The following is an 18,638-nucleotide window of genomic DNA, read 5'->3' on the forward strand; positions in this document are numbered from 1 at the left end:
GGCGGACTCACTCGAATCGGAACCATCTGATCGCGCAAGCGCCGGCCACTGCGGCCCACACGAGGAGGACGACCACACCGAAGACGTCGAACTCGCCGCGCGTGGCCCGTTCCAGCGCTTCGGTGAGGGCGCCCGAGGGTATGCAGCGCGCCACCCACCACATCGCGTCGGGGATGCGGGACGCCATCACCACGACGCTGCCGACACCGACCATGGCGAACCACAACAGATTGCCGAGGGCCAGCACGATCTCGGCCTTGAGTGTGCCGCCCAGCAGCAATCCCAGCGCGGAGAAGGTGGCGGTGCCGATCGCGATCACCAGTGCGCCGATGACCAGTCCGAGCACGCTCGGGCGCCAGCCGAATGCGGCACCGATGGCACCGATGATCACCGACTGCATGACGACGACGGCGACGACTGCCAGGGACTTGCCGACGATGATGCCCCAACGCGGAATCGGCGTTGCGCCAAGGCGTTTGAGGGCGCCGTAGCGTCGGTCGAAACCGACCGCGATGGCCTGGCCGGTGAAGGCGGTCGACATCACCGCCACCGTCATGATGGCCGGGACGAAGGTCGCCGCACGTTCGGCGGTACTCGATCCGAGGTCGGTGTCCAACGGCAGCAGGCAGAGTCCGATCAGCAGGGTGATCGGGATGAACATGGTGAGCAGGAGCTGCTCCCCGTTGCGCAGCAGCAGGCGAAGTTCGAGACGGGTCTGGGCGGCCAGCATCGCGGCGAGCGGCGCGGCTCCGCCCCGCGGGGTGAAGGTCCCTGCGGGAAAACGTGGCGCGGGCGCCTGCTCGCCGGCGCGAGCTGCCGTGGCGTCGGTCATCGCAGCGCCCGGCCGGTCAGGTCCAGGAAGACGTCCTCGAGGGTGCGGGTCTCCACCCGCAGGTCGGTGGCCAGCACGTTGATCCGGGCGCACCACCCCGTCACCGTGGCCAGGATCTGCGGGGTCATCGTTCCGGCCACCAGATAGCTGCCGGGTGCGGTCTCCGAACACAGGTAGCCCTCGGGCAGCACCCGCCGCAGGAGCTCGAGGTCGAGGTGGCGCGGTGCGGTGAAACGTAGCTCGTTCTCGGCGCCCGCGCTGGTCAGATCCGCCGGACTGCCCGCGGCGACGACACGTCCCGCGTCGATGATGACGACCTGGTCGGCGAGACGTTCGGCCTCGTCCATCAGGTGGGTGGTGAGCAGCACCGAAACTCCGTCACCACGTAGACGATCGATGATCTCCCAGACGACCAGCCGGGCGTGGGCGTCGAGTCCGGCTGTCGGCTCGTCGAGGAACACCAGCTCCGGGCGGCCGACGATGGCGCAGGCCAACGACAGTCGCTGCTGCTGGCCGCCGGAGAGCCGGCGGAAGGGAGTGCGGGCGGCGTCACGTAGCCCGAGCGCATCGAGTAGCCAGGCCGGATCGATCGGCTCGGCGCAATAGGACGCGCACAGCCGCAGCATCTCGTCGGCGCGGGCGCCGGGATAGGCACCCCCGCCCTGCAGCATGACACCGATACGACGGCGCAACTGATCGTTGTCGTGCCGAGGATCGAGCCCGAGGACGCTGACCGAACCGGCGTCGGGGCTCTGAAACCCTTCGCAGATCTCGACGGTTGTCGTCTTACCGGCACCGTTGGGCCCCAGCAACGCCAGAATCGAGCCGCTGGGTAGTTCGAGATCGAGTCCGTCGACGGCGGTCCGGTCGCCGAAACGCTTGACCAGACCGCGCACGAGCAGTGCAGGCGAGCCGGCACCGGCGGCGCCCGGCCCCTCGGAAGGGCCGCCGAGTCGACGATCGGTCATCGGATCGTCGCTCGACGGTGTGGAGGTCGCGCTGCGCACACGGTCAGACTATGCCTTCGTGTGCGCAGGTAGAAAACCGCCGACGCGGCGTAGGCCCGTCGGCACGTGCGCCGACAGTCAGGGTGTGGCGTCGGTGCGATCGGTTGTCGGCTTCCTCGACCAGCGCCGTCGCAGAAGCCAGCGGGGCCGGTCCTCGAAGAACAGGGCGGTCATCACCGCGACCATGATCACACCGGCGAGCAGTCCCTGGGCGAGGACGACACCGCTCGTGTTGGAACTCGTGGGCATCACCACGATGGCGATGATCGCCGACACGGTGATGGTCGCCAGGCGGAACCAGGGGCGGGTGGCCCATGCCGCGAGCGGGATCACCGCCCACAGCAGGTACCAGGCCTGGACGAACGGGGAGAACACGACGACCGTCGCCATCGAGACGCCCAATGCGCCGAGCGGATGCAGACGTCCGGCAATCGTGGCGAGCATCCATCGGACGACGAACAGTGCGGCGACCAGCTGCGCGAGCGGACGCACGACGTCGAGGATGGCCTGAGTCTGGTCGCCGAGACCGAGGACGACCCCGACCCGGCCCGCCGATACCGAGAGCAGCGTCGGCATCGACATCCACGATCGCACCACCGCGCCAGTGGACAGGGTCGATGTCCACCCGAAGCCGAGACCGGTGCCGAAGCAGACGGCCACCATGACGACCACGAGCACGACGCCGAGGCTGCCTGCGGCGGCGGCCAGCGCCCAGATAGTGGTGCGCGAACGCGACCACCACTGACGCCACGGCGCCCCACGCAATGCGGGCAGGGTGGCTCCCCACCGGCGGGCCAGCGCGATGCCGACGAACCCGAGTGCGAGCACCGAGGTGAATTTGACCAGCGAACTCATCGAGATCACCGCGGTACCGGCCAACAGCAGCCAGCCGGCGCGGGTGGGCAGCCACGTCCCGCGTGCACGTAGCGGGCCGGTGTCGTAGATGGCGGAGAAGCACAATTCGATGCCGACGAGCATCAGCCCCAGCATCAGCGCCTCGTTGTGGATGCCGCCGACGAGATGCAGGATGACCAGCGGATTCATCACGCCGAGCCACAGGGCGGCCACGGGCGACACGCCGCAGCGGCGGGCCAGGCGCGGCAGCGCCCAGACGATCAGCGCGAGCCCCACCAGGGCGACCAGCCGGTGTGCGAAGACCGCCGCGGTGATGTTGTCGCCGGTCGCGGCGGTGATGCCCTTACCGATCCAGATGAACAGCGGACCGTACGGAGCGGGGGTATCGCGCCACAGGTTGGGCACCGACCGCGTCAGGACGTCGCCGACCCCCAGGCCGTGCAACGGGCTGACCGTGTACGGGTCCATTCCGCGATAGGCGATCGCCGATTGGGCGAGATAGGAGTAGATGTCCTTGCTCAGCAGCGGCGGTGCCACGATGATCGGCGCGATCCACAGCAACAGCGTGCGGTCGGCCTGCTGCCGTGTCATGCGGCGCTGCGGGCTGCGCCCGTGCAGCACCTCCACACTGAACCGGCCCACCGCGAAACGCCCGATCAGCAGCCAGGCGACGACGAGCATGATCGTCCCGCCGATGGACAATGTCAGAGCGGTGCTCCACATCCGGGACGGCAGCGAGAGGACCCGCATCCCGGCCACCGGGTTCTGCAACACCGGGATCTGCCCGGTGCCCAGCGATCCGACCAGCATCAGGATGCTGCCGGTGGCCCCGAACAACTTGATCCGCAGCAGCCGCCGGTTCTCGGCCGCGTCGAGTGGTCCGACCTCCGGTTCGGGTTCGCGGTCGTGGAGTTTGGCGACGGTGACGCCGTAGTCACCACGCCGTTCGGGATCGCGCCCGACCGCCCGGGCGGGCGCGCCCAGACCGACGTACTCCAGTGCCCGGCGCAGCACGGTGGCCTCCGACACGGGTGATTCCGACACAGGACGACTGTAGTGGGTGCCGTACCCGTCACCGGTGAGGTGGGCAGATGCGGTTCGGCCGCCCGCCCACACCGGCAACCGAGAAGCGCGGCGGCGGGGTCTGAGGGCACCCTTCCTGGCACGGCGGAATCAATTACGTCACACTCGTGTTGTGAAAACCATGCCCGGAGATCTTGTGCAGGGCGCAGCCATGCCCGCCGATTCCGCCCATCATGGTGTCCACGCCGATGGGCAGACGCGGGCTGCGGTGATCTCCCTGCTCCTCGAGGACGGTCCGTTGACCGCCGGTGAGATCGGCGAACGCCTCGGTATCAGCGCGGCCGGTGTGCGTCGTCACCTCGATTCACTGGTGGCCGCCGGTGACATCGAGGAGGCCTCACCGGCGTTCGGCCAGCGTGGTGGCCGTGGACGTCCGGCCAAGTGGTTCCAGCTCACCGCCGCCGGTCGCGGCAAGTTGCAGCACGCCTACGACGACCTCGCCGGCGCCGCGATGCGCAAGCTGCGTGATCTCGGCGGTTCGGACGCGGTGGCGGACTTCGCCCGGGAACGTGTCGAACGCATCGTCGCCGGGGTTGCGCCCGCAGCCGGTCCGGCTGCGGTCGCCGGCACCGTCACCGACATCACCGATGCCCTCACCGGCGCCGGTTACTCGGCCAACACCCGTCAGGTCGGTACCGGAATCCAGATCTGCCAGCACCACTGCCCGGTCGCCCACGTGGCCTCGGAGTTCCCGGAGCTGTGCGAGGCGGAGACCGCGGTGTTCACCGAACTGCTCGGCACACACGTCCAACGGCTGGCCACGATCGCCAACGGTGACTGCGCATGCACCACCAACGTGCCACTGCCGCACCCGGATCCGCCCCCGCCCGATGCGGTCGCCCATCCGCGCGGGCAGAGTCCACCGGAACGACAACAGCCCGACCCGCCCCGAGACCGCACGATCCCGACGAGTGATGCACAGCCCGCATCCGCTCCCACCACCCCGAGTCGAAAGGCTTCGCGATGACAGTCACCGATCCCACGCTCACCACCGCCGCCCCCAACACGCCGCTCACCCAAGACGAGACCATTGCCTCGCTGGGCAAGTACGGATACGGCTGGGCGGACTCCGACGTCGCGGGTTCCAGCGCGCAGCGTGGCCTCTCACCGGCGGTGGTCGCCGACATCTCCGCGAAGAAGAGCGAGCCGCAGTGGATGCTCGAGCAGCGCCTCAAGGCGTTGAACATCTTCGACCGTAAGCCGATGCCGCATTGGGGCGGCGACCTCGACGGGATCGACTTCGACAACATCAAGTATTTCGTGCGCTCCACCGAGAAGCAGGCTGCCACCTGGGACGACCTGCCCGAGGACATCAAGAACACCTATGACCGGCTCGGCATCCCCGAGGCCGAGAAGCAGCGTCTGGTCGGCGGTGTCGCGGCCCAGTACGAGTCGGAGGTCGTCTATCACCAGATCCGCGAGGATCTGGAGCAACAGGGCGTCATCTTCGTCGACACCGACACCGGTCTGCGGGAACACCCGGAGATCTTCCAGGAGTACTTCGGGTCGGTGATCCCGGCCGGGGACAACAAGTTCTCCGCGCTCAACACCGCAGTGTGGTCGGGTGGCTCGTTCATCTACGTGCCGCCGGGCGTGCACATCGACATCCCGCTGCAGGCCTATTTCCGCATCAACACCGAGAACATGGGCCAGTTCGAGCGGACGCTGATCATCGTCGACGAGGGCGCATACGTGCATTACGTCGAGGGCTGTACTGCGCCGATCTACAAGACCGACTCGCTGCACTCGGCGGTCGTCGAGATCGTCGTCAAGAAGGGTGGTCGCTGCCGCTACACGACCATCCAGAACTGGTCGAACAACGTGTACAACCTGGTGACCAAGCGGGCCAAGGCCGAGGCAGGCGCGACCATGGAGTGGGTCGACGGAAATATCGGTTCCAAGGTCACCATGAAGTACCCGGCCGTCTGGCTGACCGGTGAGCATGCCAAGGGCGAGGTGCTCTCGGTGGCATTCGCCGGCGAGGGCCAGCACCAGGACACCGGTTCCAAGATGGTGCACCTGGCGCCCAACACGTCGTCGAACATCATCTCCAAGTCGGTGGCGCGTGGCGGCGGCCGGGCGTCCTATCGAGGCCTGATCAAGATCAACAAGGGCGCCCACGGCAGCCGGTCGACGGTGAAATGTGATGCGCTGCTCGTCGACACGATCAGCCGCAGCGACACCTACCCGTACGTCGACATCCGCGAGGACGACGTGACGATGGGCCACGAGGCCACCGTGTCCAAGGTCAGTGACGACCAGCTCTTCTATCTGATGAGTCGTGGTCTCACCGAGGACGAGGCGATGGCGATGGTGGTCCGCGGATTCGTCGAGCCGATCGCCAAGGAACTCCCGATGGAGTATGCGCTCGAACTCAACCGTCTCATCGAACTCCAGATGGAAGGAGCCGTCGGCTGATGGCAGATCCCACACTCCCGACGACCACTCCGGACTCCGTGGCGCCGGTGACCAACAAGGGCGAGCTGTTCACGTCCTTCGACGTCGCCGCCTTCGAGGTGCCGAGTCCGCGTGAGGAGGCGTGGCGGTTCACCCCGTTCCGCCGCCTGCGTGGTCTGCACGACGGGTCCGCGCCGGCCACCGGTACTGCGCCCGTCGAGGTGACCGGCACCGCCGACGGTGTGCGCGTGGAGACCGTCGGCCGCGACGACGAACGTCTCGGTCAGGGCGGCGTTCCGTTCGATCGGGTTGCCGCCCAGGCTTATTCATCGTTCGCCGGGGCGAGCGTCATCACGGTTGCGAAGGAGACCGAACTCGCCGAGCCGGTGACGGTCACGGTCCGCGGGCCCGGGGTCGACGAGGTCGCCTACGGACATATCCAGATCCGCCTCGAACCCTTCGCCCGCGCGGTCGTCATCCTCGATCAGCAGGGCAGCGGCACGTATGCGGAGAACGTCGAATTCATCGTCGGCGACCAGGCCGCGCTGACCGTCGTCAACGTGCACGATTGGGCCGATGACGCGGTGCACGTTGCCGCACACCACCTCAAGGTCGGTCGCGATGCGGTGGTCCGTCACTTCGCGATCAGCCTCGGCGGCAACCTGGTCCGGCTCTCGCCGATCGTGCACTACGACGCACCGGGCGGCGACGTCGAGCTGTGGGGCCTGTACTTCGCCGATGCCGGCCAGCACCTCGAGCAGCGGTTGCTGATCGACCACAGCCAGCCCAACTGCCGCTCGAACGTGGTGTACAAGGGTGCGCTGCAAGGTGATCCGACCGATCGGGCGCGCGAGGCGCACACCGTGTGGATCGGCGACGTGCTGATCCGGCCCGAGGCCGAGGGCACCGACACCTTCGAGCTCAACCGCAACCTCGTCCTCACCGATGGTGCCCGCGCCGACTCCGTGCCCAACCTGGAGATCGAGACCGGCGAGATCATCGGCGCCGGGCACGCCAGTGCCACCGGACGATTCGACGATGAACAGCTGTTCTACCTGCAGGCCCGCGGAATTCCCGAGGACCAGGCCCGCCGTCTCGTGATCCGCGGGTTCTTTCGCGAGATCATCGCCAAGATCGGGGTCCCACAGTTGCGTGAGCGTCTCGAGGCCGCGGTGGAAGCCGAACTCGAGAACGCCGGCACCTGACCGCCCGACCCGCCGTCCAGACCAGCCAACCCGACCGCGCCCACATATCCATCAGGGCCGAGCATCAAGGAAATACCGTGAGCACCCTCGAAATTCGTGACTTGCACGTCGACGTCGCCCAGTCCGACACCGACGCGGAGCCGATCCACATCCTCAACGGCGTCGATCTGACCGTGAAATCCGGTGAGACGCACGCGATCATGGGCCCCAATGGGTCCGGCAAGTCCACCTTGTCCTACGCGATCGCCGGACACCCCAAATACCAGGTGACACAGGGCTCGATCACCCTCGACGGCGAGAACGTCCTGGCGATGAGCGTCGACGAGCGGGCCCGCGCCGGACTCTTCCTGGCCATGCAATACCCGGTGGAGGTACCCGGGGTGTCGATGTCGAACTTCCTGCGCACCGCGGCGACCGCGGTCCGCGGTGAGGCGCCGAAGCTTCGCCATTGGGTCAAGGAGTCCAAGGAGGCAATGACGGCGCTGGAGATCGATCCCTCGTTCGCCGAACGCAGTGTCAACGAGGGGTTCTCCGGTGGCGAGAAGAAGCGCCACGAGATCCTGCAGCTCGATCTGCTCAAGCCGCGGATCGCCATCCTCGACGAGACCGACTCGGGTCTCGACGTCGATGCGCTGCGCGTGGTCAGCGAGGGTGTGAACCGGTACAAGGAGAGCCAGAACGGCGGCATCCTGCTGATCACGCACTACACCCGGATTCTGCGCTACATCAAGCCCGACCACGTCCATGTGTTCGTCGGCGGCCGGATCGTCGAGTCCGCCGGACCGGAACTGGCCGACGAGCTCGAAGCGAGCGGCTACGTGCGTTTCACGTCGGCGCCCGCGAGCCGCTGACCCGGCACCGCTGACCCCACATCGCCGTTCCCGTCGATGCAGAAGGAGCAATCGTGACCCTTTTCGCCGATGCCGTCGAGACCCGCTCGAGCGGGCTCGATGTCGCCGCTCTGCGCGCCGATTTCCCGATCCTGGCGCGCACCGTTCGCGACGACAAGCCGCTTGTCTATCTCGACTCCGGAGCCACCTCGCAGCGGCCCCTGCAGGTCCTCGACGCCGAACGCGAATTCCTGCTGACCCACAACGCGGCGGTGCACCGCGGCGCTCATCAGCTCGCCGAGGAGGCCACCGACGCCTATGAGGGTGCCCGCGAGAAGATCGCCGGTTTCGTCGGGGCACTCCCGGATCAGATCGTGTTCACCAAGAACGCGACCGAGGCGCTCAACCTGGTCACCTACACCCTCGGTGACGACCGCAGCGCTGCGCTGCTGGGCGGGAAGCCGCTGGGACAGGGCGACACCGTCGTCATCACCGAGCTCGAGCATCATGCGAACCTCGTTCCGTGGCAAGAACTCTGCCGCCGGACCGGTGCCACCTTGCGCTGGTATGGCGTGACCGGGGACGGCCGGATCGATCTGTCGTCACTCGAGCTCGACGACACCGTCAAGGTGGTGGCCTTCACCCACCAGTCCAACGTGACCGGTGCGGTTGCCGATGTCGCGGAGATGGTGCGGCGGGCGCGGGCGGTCGGGGCGCTGGTGGTTCTCGACGCGTGCCAGTCGGTGCCCCACACGCCGGTCGACTTCAACGCTCTCGACGTCGACTTCGCCGCCTTCTCCGGGCACAAGATGTTCGGTCCGTCCGGTGTGGGAGTGCTCTACGGCAAGACCGAACTGCTGGATGGGTTGCCGCCGTTCATCACCGGTGGCTCGATGATCGAGACCGTCTCCATGGACGGCACCACCTACGCGCCGCCGCCGCAGCGATTCGAGGCCGGCGTGCCGATGACCTCGCAGGTCGTCGGCCTCGGCGCCGCAATCGACTATCTGAATGCGATCGGTATGGAAGCCATTGCCGCACACGAGCACTCGCTGACCGAGCGGGCTCTCGACCTGCTCGGACAGATCGACGGCCTGCGTATCATCGGACCGGCCACCACCGCCGATCGTGGGGGAGCGGTGTCGTTCGTCGTCGACGGCATCCACGCCCACGATCTCGGCCAGATCCTCGACGACGAGGGTGTCGCCATCCGCGTCGGGCACCACTGCGCGTGGCCGCTACACAAGCGGTTCGGGGTGGCGGCCACCGCCCGCGCCTCCTTTGCCGCCTACAACACCCTCGACGAGGTAGACGCACTCGCCGCCGCAATCGGCAAGGCGCAGAGCTTCTTCGGCGTCAACGGTGACCGCTGATGTGGAGTGGGACGTCGATGGGAGGTAAGCGCTGATGCGGATGGAACAGATGTATCAGGACGTGATCCTCGATCACTACAAGCACCCGCACGGTCGCGGGCTGCGGGAGCCGTTCGGCGCCGAGGTGCATCACGTGAATCCCACCTGCGGTGACGAGGTCACCTTGCGGGTGGCGTTGAGTGACGACGGCGAGCGCGTCGCCGACATCTCCTATGACGGACAGGGCTGTTCGATCTCGCAGGCGTCGACATCGGTGCTCTACGACCAGATCGTCGGTCAGACACTCGACGAGGCGTTGGCCACCCTCGGATCCTTCAACGCGATGCTGACCTCCCGCGGCCGGGACGAGGGCGACGAGGACGTGATCGGCGACGGCGTGGCCCTGGCGGGGGTCAGCAAGTACCCCGCCCGGGTGAAATGTGCACTGCTGGGATGGCTGGCGTTCAAGGATGCGTTGGCACGATCGGTCGAGGCAATCGAATCGCAACGAGCGGAGACAGCATGAGCGACAACACCGAGAGCATTGCCGGCGGGGTGGAGGTCACCACGTCGCTGCCGCAGCTCGATGACGTCGAAGAGGCGATGCGAGATGTCGTCGACCCCGAACTCGGGATCAACGTCGTCGACCTCGGCCTCGTGTACGGGATCGAGATCACCGATGACGCCGTCGCCAGGATCGACATGACGCTCACGTCGGCGGCCTGTCCGCTGACCGATGTCATCGAGGACCAGACGCGAGCGGCGCTGGTGAACAGCGGTCTGTGTACCGACCTGGAGATCAACTGGGTGTGGATACCGCCATGGGGTCCGGACAAGATCACCGACGACGGGCGCGAACAGCTCCGTGCGCTCGGCTTCACCGTGTAGGTCGTGACCGAGCAACCCGAGGATCTGCCCGCTGACGGCCACTTTCGGCGTGTCCGGCGCCGGCGACCCCAGCGGCACGAGACCCGGGTCGAGAAGATGATCCGCGAGGCCACCGAGCGCGGTGAATTCGACAACCTGCCCGGAATGGGCAAGCCACTCAACCTTTCCGGGCTCGACGACCCCGACTGGTGGGCCAAGCAGAAGATTCGCGACGAGGATCTCGACTCCGCCGCATTGCTCCCACCGATCCTGCAATTGCGCAAGGAACGCCAGTCGTTCCCGGAATCGTTGCGCGGCATCGGGAATGAATCCGCGGTGCGCACCATCCTGACCGACTTCAACCGGCGGGTGAGGCAGGATCGGCTGCGTCCGGGTCTGGAGCCGAGTTCGCAGCTGATCTGCCGCACCGTCGACGTCGACGAGATGATCGAGGGCTGGCGGAAGCTGCGCGGCAACAACTGACGCGACCCCACCCACGGAGGGCGGGGCCGCGTCGGTCGCTTCGTATCGAGCCGGCGCGGGCTCAGGCGGCGGTCGTGGCCCCGGCGATCGTGGCGGCGAGCTCCCTGGCCCGGTCGTGAGCGCTGGCCATGGATTCCTCGTGCTTCGGCAGCAGTGCGGCCATGGCCGGGGCGTGGGGCACCATGGTCAGCTCGGGAACGACGGTGGTGAGGTCGAGGCCGAGCATGTCCGCACGGCCGAGTACGGCTTCGAGGCTGGGTACGACGTAATCCAGGCCGTACTTGGGGGCACCGGGACCATAGCCGCCTCCGCGCGCCGAGATCACCACGGCCGGCCGGCCGGCCGCAGGCACCGGACCTTCGAACGCCATGGTGCGGCCGAAGACCATGATCTGGTCGAGCCATGCCTTGAACACCGACGGCATCGTCAGGTTGTACATGGGCACGGTGAACAGATAGGAGCTCGCGCCGAGGAACTCCTCGATCAGCGTGTCCTGCAACGCGGCCGCCTCGGCCTCTTCGGCCGTGTATTGGTCGGGGGCCGTGGAACGGGCGGAGATGCCGGCCGCGGATAGGTGAGGCACCGGTGAAGCAGCCAGGTCTCGGTGGACGACGTCGCCGTTCCAGCCGTCGAGGAAGGACTGGGCGACTTGGCGCGAGATCGATGCCTCGCCGAGTGACGAGGAGTCGATGTGAAGCAGATACGACATGGGTGGGGTCCTTTCAGAGTGGTGGGAACGCTCCGGTGATCTCCGGAGGCGGGTCTGCGTGATCGGCTGTGTTGCCGGTCTGCTGTTGTTGCGGATCGGTCGGTGGCTCGTCGAGTGGTCACCGCCCGGCGGGACCGGGCGCGTCCGTCTCGTCGAGAGCCTCGGCGTCGCTCACCGGGTCGGGGGGATCGAGGTGGCAGACCCCGGTGTCGGGCTCGCACCATCCGCCGGCGGGTGCGGCGATGATCTGGAGGCCACCCTTCGGCGCGGCTACCTCGATTGTTTGCTCGTCGTGCTCGTTCATGACACACGCTCGCTCGGTGCGGCTGCGGCCGCCACCTGCTCGAGCATCTGGCCGTACACCTGGACCTTTTGTGCACCCGGGGCGGCGACCCGCCGGTCGAGGACGACGAACGGGACACCGGTCGCACCGAGCTCGAGTCCCTTTGCCCGGTCGGCGCGTACCCGCTTGGCGTACTCGTCGCCGGCGAGTATCGCGCGCACTCGCCCGCCGTCGAGCCCGACCGACTCGGCGACCGCGGCCAGGGCATCGGAGTCATAGGGGTTGAGCGTGCCGACGAAGAAGCCGTCCTGGACAGCCGAGAAGAACTCGAACCCGAGTCCTTCGTCGTTGGCGTACTGCACCACCCGGTGCAGGTCAAAAGTGTTGGCACTGAGACGGTCCAGCGTGAACTCCAGGCCTTCCTTGCGGGCGATCGACTGCATCTGGCGTTCTGCCGCCAGGAATTGGGTGGCGGTTCCGCCGTGGGTACTGATGAAGGCCTTTTCGATCGCCTCCGGGCGCTTCGGTGCTGCCGGATTCAGCTCGAAGGACCGCATCACGACCTTGAACCGATCGGCGTCGGGGCGCTGCTCGATCGCGGTCTGGAGCCGGTGCTTCGCGAGATAGCACCACGGGCATCCCAGGTCGGACCAGACCTCGATGACGATCTGCGACCCGTCGGGATGGGTTATCTGATCAACCATTCTTGTTCACCTCACTGCTAGTGCGTAACACCATCATGCGTCGGTAAGGCGGAGCTTACAAAAGGCACTTTGAAGTACGTAGGCGTCGCGAGATGTTCGCGTCGACGGCCGCGGGCAAGAAGCCGATGCGGCACGAGCCGCGCCTGATCGGGGACGGCGAATTGCGGTTGCCCAGGTCAGTGCGCTGAGACGGTGATTCTGGCCATCGAAGCGGTCGGTGACGATGTCACCCCCGGCCACCGACCTCGGATATCTGTTGCACAAGCATCCCGAACGGGTGCAGTCCTTTCCGACGACGCAGGGCCACGCGACCGTGTTCTACCCGGTCGCGACCGATGATCGGTGCCGGGTCGTCGTTCACGTGGACGGGGCCGGGGCGCGGGCGGTCGGCGAGCCCGACCGCTACGTGAACACCGTGGCCCACGCCGCCTCGTCGCGCCTGATCGTGGCACTGGGCAAGGTCTTCGGAGATGCGATCGCGGGACGCTGCGCAATGCGGCCCGACCTCACCGAGAAGGTCTGGCCGCTGCGGATCGAGATCGTCTCGGTGCCGGTGCGGGGTCCGGACCCGGTGGAGGTCTTTGCGCCCCTTGGATGGTCGGTGACGTCGACCCCGCAGCGCCTTCATCCGGCCAGTTGGGGCGACTCGGTGTTCCGCAACGTGGTGCTCGAGGGTTCGGCCACCGTTCGCGAGGCCTTGCGTCACGTGTGTGTGCTGGTGCCGGTGATCGCCGACGACAAACACTATTTCGTGGACGAACCCGAGATCGACAAGCTGGATCGCCTCGGAAAGGGGTGGCTCGATGGACATCCGGGCCGTGAAGAGATCGTGCGCGGGTATCTCAAGCACGTCGCACCGCTCACCCGGCGGGCCCTCGTCGAAAGCGGCGCCGACGACGCGCCGGTCACATCCCGGACTCACGGGACGTCGTTGGCGGGCCGGCGTGTCCGACGGGTGGCCGACCTGATCCGCCAGACCGGTGCCCATTCGGTTCTCGATATCGGTTGCGGGGAGGGGAAGTTGCTCGCCGAGCTGGTCTCCGACCGCTTCGCCGGCCGACTCTCGGGCGTCGACGTGTCGATGCAGGCGCTCGAGAGGGCGCAGCGACGACTCGAGCGGTGGCGCGGTGTCGAGTTGTGGCAGTCGTCGCTCATGTACACCGATCCGCGGTGCCGCGGACACGATGCCGTGGTCCTGATGGAGGTCGTCGAGCACATCGAGCCCGATCGACTGCCGACGGCCGTGTATTCGGTCTTCGAGTCGATGGCGCCCGGTACGGTCATCGTCACCACGCCCAATCGTGAGCACAATCCGGTGTTCGGGCTCGCCGCCGACGAGTTCCGGCACCCCGATCACCGCTTCGAGTTCACTCGGGCCGAGTTCGGCGCCTGGTGCGACGATGTCTGCGCGACTTACGGTTACACGGCTTCGATCTTGGAGATCGGCGACAGGGCCGACGGCCTCGGAGCGCCGACCCAGACGGCGGTCTTCACCCGGGTCGACGGGGAGGTGGGTCGATGACCACCATCGAGTTGCCCGACCTGTGTCTGGTCGTACTCGTCGGTGCGTCGGGAGCGGGTAAGACGACGTTCGCGCACAACCACTTCCGCGACACCGAGATTCTGTCGTGGGATGTGTTCCGCGGGCTGGTCGCCGACGATCCGACGGATCAGTCGGCCACCGGCGATGCCTTCGACGCGCTCTACGACGTGGCGCGGCACCGGCTGCGGCGTGGCCTGCTGACGGTCGTCGATGCGACCTCGGCACGCCCCGAGGATCGCCGTGGACTGCTGGAGATGGCGAAGGACCACGACGTCTTCGCGGCGGCGATCGTGTTGGATGTGCCGCTGACCGAGCTGACGGCGCGTGCCGGGCAGCGTCCCGACATCTCTGAGGCGGTGGTCGTCCGTCAGCACCGGCTGCTGCGCCAACAGGGAAAGAACCTCCGCAAGGAGGGTTTCCGGTTTGTGCACGTCCTCGACGGAACAGCCGCGATCGATACGGCCACGGTTGTCCGCACCCGGCTCTTCAACGACCGCACCGCCGAACACGGACCATTCGACGTGATCGGTGACATCCACGGTTGCATCGGCGAACTCGCCGAGTTGCTCGAACGACTCGGCTGGACGCCGGTACGCAGCTCGAGTGGTGAGATCGTCGGTGCGCGTGACCATCCCGCGGGCCTGGCGCATCATCTTCGTGGGCGACCTCGTCGACCGCGGGCCGGATACGCCCGCCGTTCTTCGGCTGGTGATGGCGATGGTCGATGCGGGTCAGGCCTTCTGTGTGCGTGGCAACCATGAGGAGAAGCTGCTGAAAGTCTTGCGTCAGCGATCCGTTGCCGGCCGCCACGACCGTGAGGTCGAGCTGACCCACGGACTGCAGACGTCGGTGGCCCAGCTCGACTCACAGCCGACCGGGTTCCGGGAGCAGGTGATGACGTTCGTCGACGGCCTGGTGTCGCACCTCATCTTCGATGACGGCCGGCTGGTCGTGGCGCACGCCGGTCTGGCCGAGCGCTATCACGGACGGACATCGGGCCGGGTCCGCGCCCTGGCCATGTACGGCGAGACGACCGGCGAGAAAGATCGTTGGGGCTACCCGGTGCGTGGTGACTATCGCGGCGCCGCCACGGTGGTCTACGGGCATACGCCGGTACCCGCGGCCGCGTGGCTCAACAACACGATCTGTGTGGACACCGGTTGCGTCTTCGGTGGCAGACTCAGCGCCCTGCGATATCCGGAGTCGTCGGTCGTCGACGTGCCGGCGCGAGAAGTCTACTGGCCCAGCGGAAAGCCGATGGGCTATGGCGACAGCTCCGCCGACACCCTGGTGCGATCGGAACTCCGGCTCGACGATGTGCTCGGCAAGAGGTCCATCGCCGGCCGGTACGGGCCCGTGGTCACCGTCCGTGCCGACAACGCCGCCGCAGCCCTCGAGGTGATGTCGCGTTACGCCGTCGATCCGGGTTGGATTCGCTATCTGCCGCCGACCATGAGTCCGGTCGGTGGCGAGAGCCCGGACCTGCTCGAGGATCCGAAGGCGGCGTACAGCCGTTACGCCGACCTCGGAGTCGAGCACGTCGTGTGCGAGGAAAAGCACATGGGGTCGAGGGGAGTTCTCGTGCCGGCCGCCGATGCCGGTGTCGCCCGGCGCGTGTTCGGGGTGACCGAGGGGATCGGGGCGCTCTATACCCGCACTGGTCGGTCGTTCTTCGATCCGGCGACGACAGCGTCGGTCGTCGAGCGCGCGCGATCGGCACTGCGTCCGATCCTCGCGGACCGCGGCTGGGACTGGGTGATCATCGATGCCGAGGTGCTGCCGTGGAACATCAAGGGCGAAGGTCTGATTCGCGACCATTTTGCGCAGGTCGCCGCTGCGGCCGAGCCGGAACTGGACTTCTTGGCCCGTGAGCTGGACACCGCCGGGGCGCGCGGTCTCGAGGTCGATCGGTTGGTGGCACGTACCGCGGTCACGATCGACGATTTCCGGGCATTCCGCGCCGCCTATCTCGAGTACGTCGACGTCGGGGCGTCGATGGCCGAGTTGCGTATCGCACCGTCCGAGGTCCTCGCCGCCGGCGGATCCGATGGCGCGACGACATTCGAGAGTTGTTCGCACGCCTGGCATCTCGATGTCGCGGCGCAACTGGTCCGGGCAGAGCCGGCGCTGTTCGCCGGTACCCGGCACATCGACGTCGACGTCACCTCGGCGGAGTCACGTGCGGCTGGTGCCCGATGGTGGAACGAGATCACCGGTTCCGGTGGCGAGGGCATGGTGGTCAAGCCGGCCGCCAACCTGACCCGAGACAGCAGGGGTCGCCTGGTGCCGCCGGGCCTGAAGGTACGCGGCCCGGAATATCTGCGGATCATCTACGGGCCGTCCTACCGTGCCGATCTCGGCCGTCTACGCGCCCGCGATCTCCGGCACAAGCAGTCGATGGCTATGCGTGAGTACCAACTCGGTCGCGAGGCGTTGGCCCATCACGTCGACGCCGCACCGCTGTGGCAGGTCCACGAATGCGTCTTCGCCGTGCTGGCTCTCGAATCGGAAGCGGTGGATTCGAGGCTGTAGCAATGCGTCCGTGTCGGATTCGGCCGTCGGGGGCGTTCAGATCAGTGCGCGCATCAGCGCCAACCGTTGCCTGCGGTCGCCACCCCGGTAGATGCGGACCATCGCCGCGAGGACGGAGCCCAAGTGGCGCCGTTCGGAGAGGTAGTCGCGCTGCACGGCCACCGGCAGCGAGAAGAAATTGTCGAAGAAGTCGGCGATCTCGGCGGTATCCATCTCGAGTAGCGCCCGCAGTCCGACCGACCGCAGCCGGGCGATCGCGCGCGCCGGACGCGGCCACAGCGCCGCAGCCGGCTGCCGCCCGGAGCTGACTGCGGCGGCCACGTCGTCGGCGGCCGCCAACGACGCGGCCACGCTGTAGCCGGTGGCCGGGTGCATCAGCCCGGCACGCGCGCCGTAGAGCAGCGGCCGGTGCCGCCACGGCCGGGCGTCGATGCCGGTGAGCCCGAATGACACCCGTTCGCTCGCGAGCACGTCGTCGGGATCGATGGCGGCACAGGCAAGTCGACGTGTCAGGCGATCACGCAGCGCGGACGGGGACAATGCCGGTGCGCCGGCCAGGCAGGTCTCCTCGAGCAACACCCGCTCGGCATCGAGCGGCACGGCATAGAGGAAAGATGGCGACCCGGTGAGTTCCGGTGCGGCCGGCCGCCAATCCATCAGTATCGCGTCGGCGCCATCGAGGATCGGCGCGGCGACCGGTCGCGGCACGACGATGCCCCAGGCGGTCTGACGAGGGCCGTGTCCGGCGGTCCCGCGTGCATCGATCACGGTGCCGGCACGGAGCACTGTTCCATCGTCGACCCGAATTGCGTTGTCGCCGAGGACAACCGCCCGCCCGGCGACGATCTCGACCTGCGGATCGGTGAGCGCCTGCCGGAGGGCGGCCGTGTCGAGCACCGCGTAGCTGCGCGGGATGTCGCGCGGATGGGGGCAGCAGATTCGTACAGCGTCCAGCTGTTGGGCGACCACGTCGGATGGTACCCACGCAGGCAGTTCGTCGGTCCAGCATGCGTAGGTGGCCCGCCACATGCGTTGAGGATGCGAATCAACAAGTGTCACTGCCACATTGCGTTGTGCGAGTCGATGAGTCAGCGCGCGCCCCGCCGGCCCGGCACCCACCACGATGGCCGAAGGGGCCGGTGTCACATCGAGCCGGTGGCCAACAGGCCGCCGTCGACCCGCAGGGTCTCGCCGGTGATCCAGGAGGACTCGTCGCCGACCAGGAAGGCGGCCGCCCGCGCGATGTCCTCCGGTTCACCGAGTCGGCCGAGCGGATAGCCGGCCAACGCCTTGGCCTCGTTGTCGCCGGCGATGAGGGCCGCGGCGAATCGGGTACGCACGATCGCCGGCGCGATGGCGTTCACCCGGATGCCGACGGGGCCGAGCTCCCAGGCCAGTTCCTCGGTGAGCCGGATCAGGGCGGCCTTGGACGCCCCGTAGGCGGCGATGGCCCCCGTGGAGCGCAGGCCGGCCACCGACGCGATGTTGACCACCGCGCCGCCGGTCTCGGCCATGCCCGCGCGATACGCCTCCTGTACGAAGCCCAGGGCGGCGACCACATTGGTGTCGAAGGTCTTGCGAACCGCCCCGAGGTCGGCATCCATCAGCGGTCCCGCGGCCGGCGCGATGCCGGTGTTGTTCACCAGGATGTGTACGCCGCCCTGCGCGGCGGCGGCCGCGACCGCAGCCGCCCGATGCTCGACGTCGCCGGTGTTGCCGGGTGCCGCAGTGACATGGGCACCGGGGACGGCGGCGCGGATCGACTCGGCCGCGCCGTCCAGTGGTTCGGGTTTGCGTCCGGTGATGACGACGGCTGCGCCGCGTCGGGCGAGTTCGGTGGCGATCTCGAGTCCGATACCGCGGCTGGAGCCGGTGACGAGGGCCGAGCGGCCACGGAGATCGGGGACGGGAAACGCGGTGGTGTCGGTCACAGCGCCAGCCTAGCGGACCCTCGAC

Annotated in this window: 17 protein-coding genes and 1 pseudogene; 10 read left to right on the forward strand and 8 right to left on the reverse strand. The window is 67.7% G+C overall.

Going from position 1 to position 18,638, the window contains the following annotated elements; translation table 11 throughout:
* Nucleotides 1-7: 7 nt before the first annotated feature.
* The 3 genes from ACPXB3_RS02435 to mptB form a co-directional block, all read right to left on the reverse strand.
* Complete coding sequence (locus tag ACPXB3_RS02435) at nt 8-832, reverse strand: ABC transporter permease (protein ID WP_425726224.1); 825 nt, start codon at nt 830-832, stop codon at nt 8-10.
* Nucleotides 829-1,800, reverse strand: a complete 972-nt coding sequence (locus ACPXB3_RS02440) for an ABC transporter ATP-binding protein (protein WP_425702946.1) — start codon at nt 1,798-1,800, stop codon at nt 829-831. The genes ACPXB3_RS02435 and ACPXB3_RS02440 overlap by 4 nt, the downstream gene beginning before the upstream one ends.
* 117 nt (nt 1,801-1,917) lie before the next feature.
* A complete protein-coding gene (mptB, locus tag ACPXB3_RS02445; RefSeq protein WP_425702795.1) occupies nt 1,918-3,738 on the reverse strand; it encodes a polyprenol phosphomannose-dependent alpha 1,6 mannosyltransferase MptB in 1,821 nt (606 codons plus the stop codon).
* A gap of 160 nt (nt 3,739-3,898) precedes the next feature.
* Between mptB and ACPXB3_RS02450 the strand changes: the two genes are divergently transcribed.
* From ACPXB3_RS02450 to ACPXB3_RS02485, 8 genes are all read left to right on the forward strand, one after another.
* A complete protein-coding gene (locus tag ACPXB3_RS02450; protein WP_425702944.1) occupies nt 3,899-4,744 on the forward strand; it encodes a helix-turn-helix transcriptional regulator in 846 nt (281 codons plus the stop codon).
* On the forward strand, nt 4,741-6,195 hold the full coding sequence (gene sufB, locus ACPXB3_RS02455) for a Fe-S cluster assembly protein SufB (RefSeq protein WP_425702793.1): 1,455 nt from the start codon (nt 4,741-4,743) through the stop codon (nt 6,193-6,195). Before ACPXB3_RS02450 ends, sufB begins: the two co-directional genes overlap by 4 nt.
* Nucleotides 6,195-7,379 (forward strand): Fe-S cluster assembly protein SufD, encoded by a 1,185-nt coding sequence (gene sufD / locus ACPXB3_RS02460; RefSeq protein WP_425702791.1) that lies wholly within the window; start codon nt 6,195-6,197, stop codon nt 7,377-7,379. Before sufB ends, sufD begins: the two co-directional genes overlap by 1 nt.
* A 77-nt stretch (nt 7,380-7,456) precedes the next feature.
* Entirely contained in the window at nt 7,457-8,230 is a 774-nt protein-coding gene (sufC, locus tag ACPXB3_RS02465; protein WP_425702789.1) for a Fe-S cluster assembly ATPase SufC, read from the forward strand.
* Between the two features lie 53 nt (nt 8,231-8,283).
* A complete protein-coding gene (locus ACPXB3_RS02470) occupies nt 8,284-9,582 on the forward strand; it encodes a cysteine desulfurase (RefSeq protein WP_425702787.1) in 1,299 nt (432 codons plus the stop codon).
* Between the two features lie 34 nt (nt 9,583-9,616).
* A complete protein-coding gene (gene sufU / locus ACPXB3_RS02475; RefSeq protein ID WP_425702785.1) occupies nt 9,617-10,087 on the forward strand; it encodes a Fe-S cluster assembly sulfur transfer protein SufU in 471 nt (156 codons plus the stop codon).
* Nucleotides 10,084-10,449: a metal-sulfur cluster assembly factor gene (locus ACPXB3_RS02480; RefSeq protein WP_425702783.1), complete on the forward strand. Its 366-nt coding sequence runs from the start codon at nt 10,084-10,086 to the stop codon at nt 10,447-10,449. Before sufU ends, ACPXB3_RS02480 begins: the two co-directional genes overlap by 4 nt.
* A gap of 96 nt (nt 10,450-10,545) precedes the next feature.
* The gene (locus tag ACPXB3_RS02485; RefSeq protein ID WP_425702942.1) at nt 10,546-10,911 is read left to right on the forward strand and encodes a DUF1992 domain-containing protein; all 366 of its coding nucleotides are present in this window, start codon (nt 10,546-10,548) and stop codon (nt 10,909-10,911) included.
* 61 nt (nt 10,912-10,972) lie between these two features.
* Here the strand turns inward: ACPXB3_RS02485 and ACPXB3_RS02490 are convergent, their stop codons facing one another.
* The 3 genes from ACPXB3_RS02490 to ACPXB3_RS02500 form a co-directional block, all read right to left on the reverse strand.
* Nucleotides 10,973-11,620, reverse strand: a complete 648-nt coding sequence (locus ACPXB3_RS02490) for an FMN-dependent NADH-azoreductase (protein WP_425702781.1) — start codon at nt 11,618-11,620, stop codon at nt 10,973-10,975.
* Nucleotides 11,621-11,738: 118 nt separating this feature from the next.
* Nucleotides 11,739-11,924, reverse strand: coding sequence for a hypothetical protein (locus tag ACPXB3_RS02495; RefSeq protein ID WP_425726226.1), 186 nt, complete (start codon nt 11,922-11,924; stop codon nt 11,739-11,741).
* The gene (locus ACPXB3_RS02500; protein WP_425702777.1) at nt 11,921-12,607 is read right to left on the reverse strand and encodes a DsbA family oxidoreductase; all 687 of its coding nucleotides are present in this window, start codon (nt 12,605-12,607) and stop codon (nt 11,921-11,923) included. Before ACPXB3_RS02500 ends, ACPXB3_RS02495 begins: the two co-directional genes overlap by 4 nt.
* A 223-nt stretch (nt 12,608-12,830) precedes the next feature.
* Here ACPXB3_RS02500 and ACPXB3_RS02505 point away from each other — a divergent pair, with 223 nt between their 5' ends.
* Nucleotides 12,831-14,129, forward strand: a complete 1,299-nt coding sequence (locus tag ACPXB3_RS02505; protein WP_425702940.1) for a 3' terminal RNA ribose 2'-O-methyltransferase Hen1 — start codon at nt 12,831-12,833, stop codon at nt 14,127-14,129.
* Nucleotides 14,126-16,682 (forward strand): annotated as a pseudogene (locus ACPXB3_RS02510) (polynucleotide kinase-phosphatase). Before ACPXB3_RS02505 ends, ACPXB3_RS02510 begins: the two are co-directional and overlap by 4 nt.
* Before the next feature lie 36 nt (nt 16,683-16,718).
* Here ACPXB3_RS02510 and ACPXB3_RS02515 read toward each other — a convergent pair.
* Nucleotides 16,719-17,828, reverse strand: coding sequence for a lycopene cyclase family protein (locus ACPXB3_RS02515; protein ID WP_425726228.1), 1,110 nt, complete (start codon nt 17,826-17,828; stop codon nt 16,719-16,721).
* A complete protein-coding gene (locus ACPXB3_RS02520; RefSeq protein ID WP_425726230.1) occupies nt 17,825-18,613 on the reverse strand; it encodes an SDR family oxidoreductase in 789 nt (262 codons plus the stop codon). The genes ACPXB3_RS02515 and ACPXB3_RS02520 overlap by 4 nt, the downstream gene beginning before the upstream one ends.
* Between the last annotated feature and the right edge of the window lie 25 nt (nt 18,614-18,638).

The organism is Gordonia sp. DT219 (assembly GCF_049847065.1).
Taxonomy (GTDB): Bacteria; Actinomycetota; Actinomycetes; order Mycobacteriales; family Mycobacteriaceae; genus Gordonia.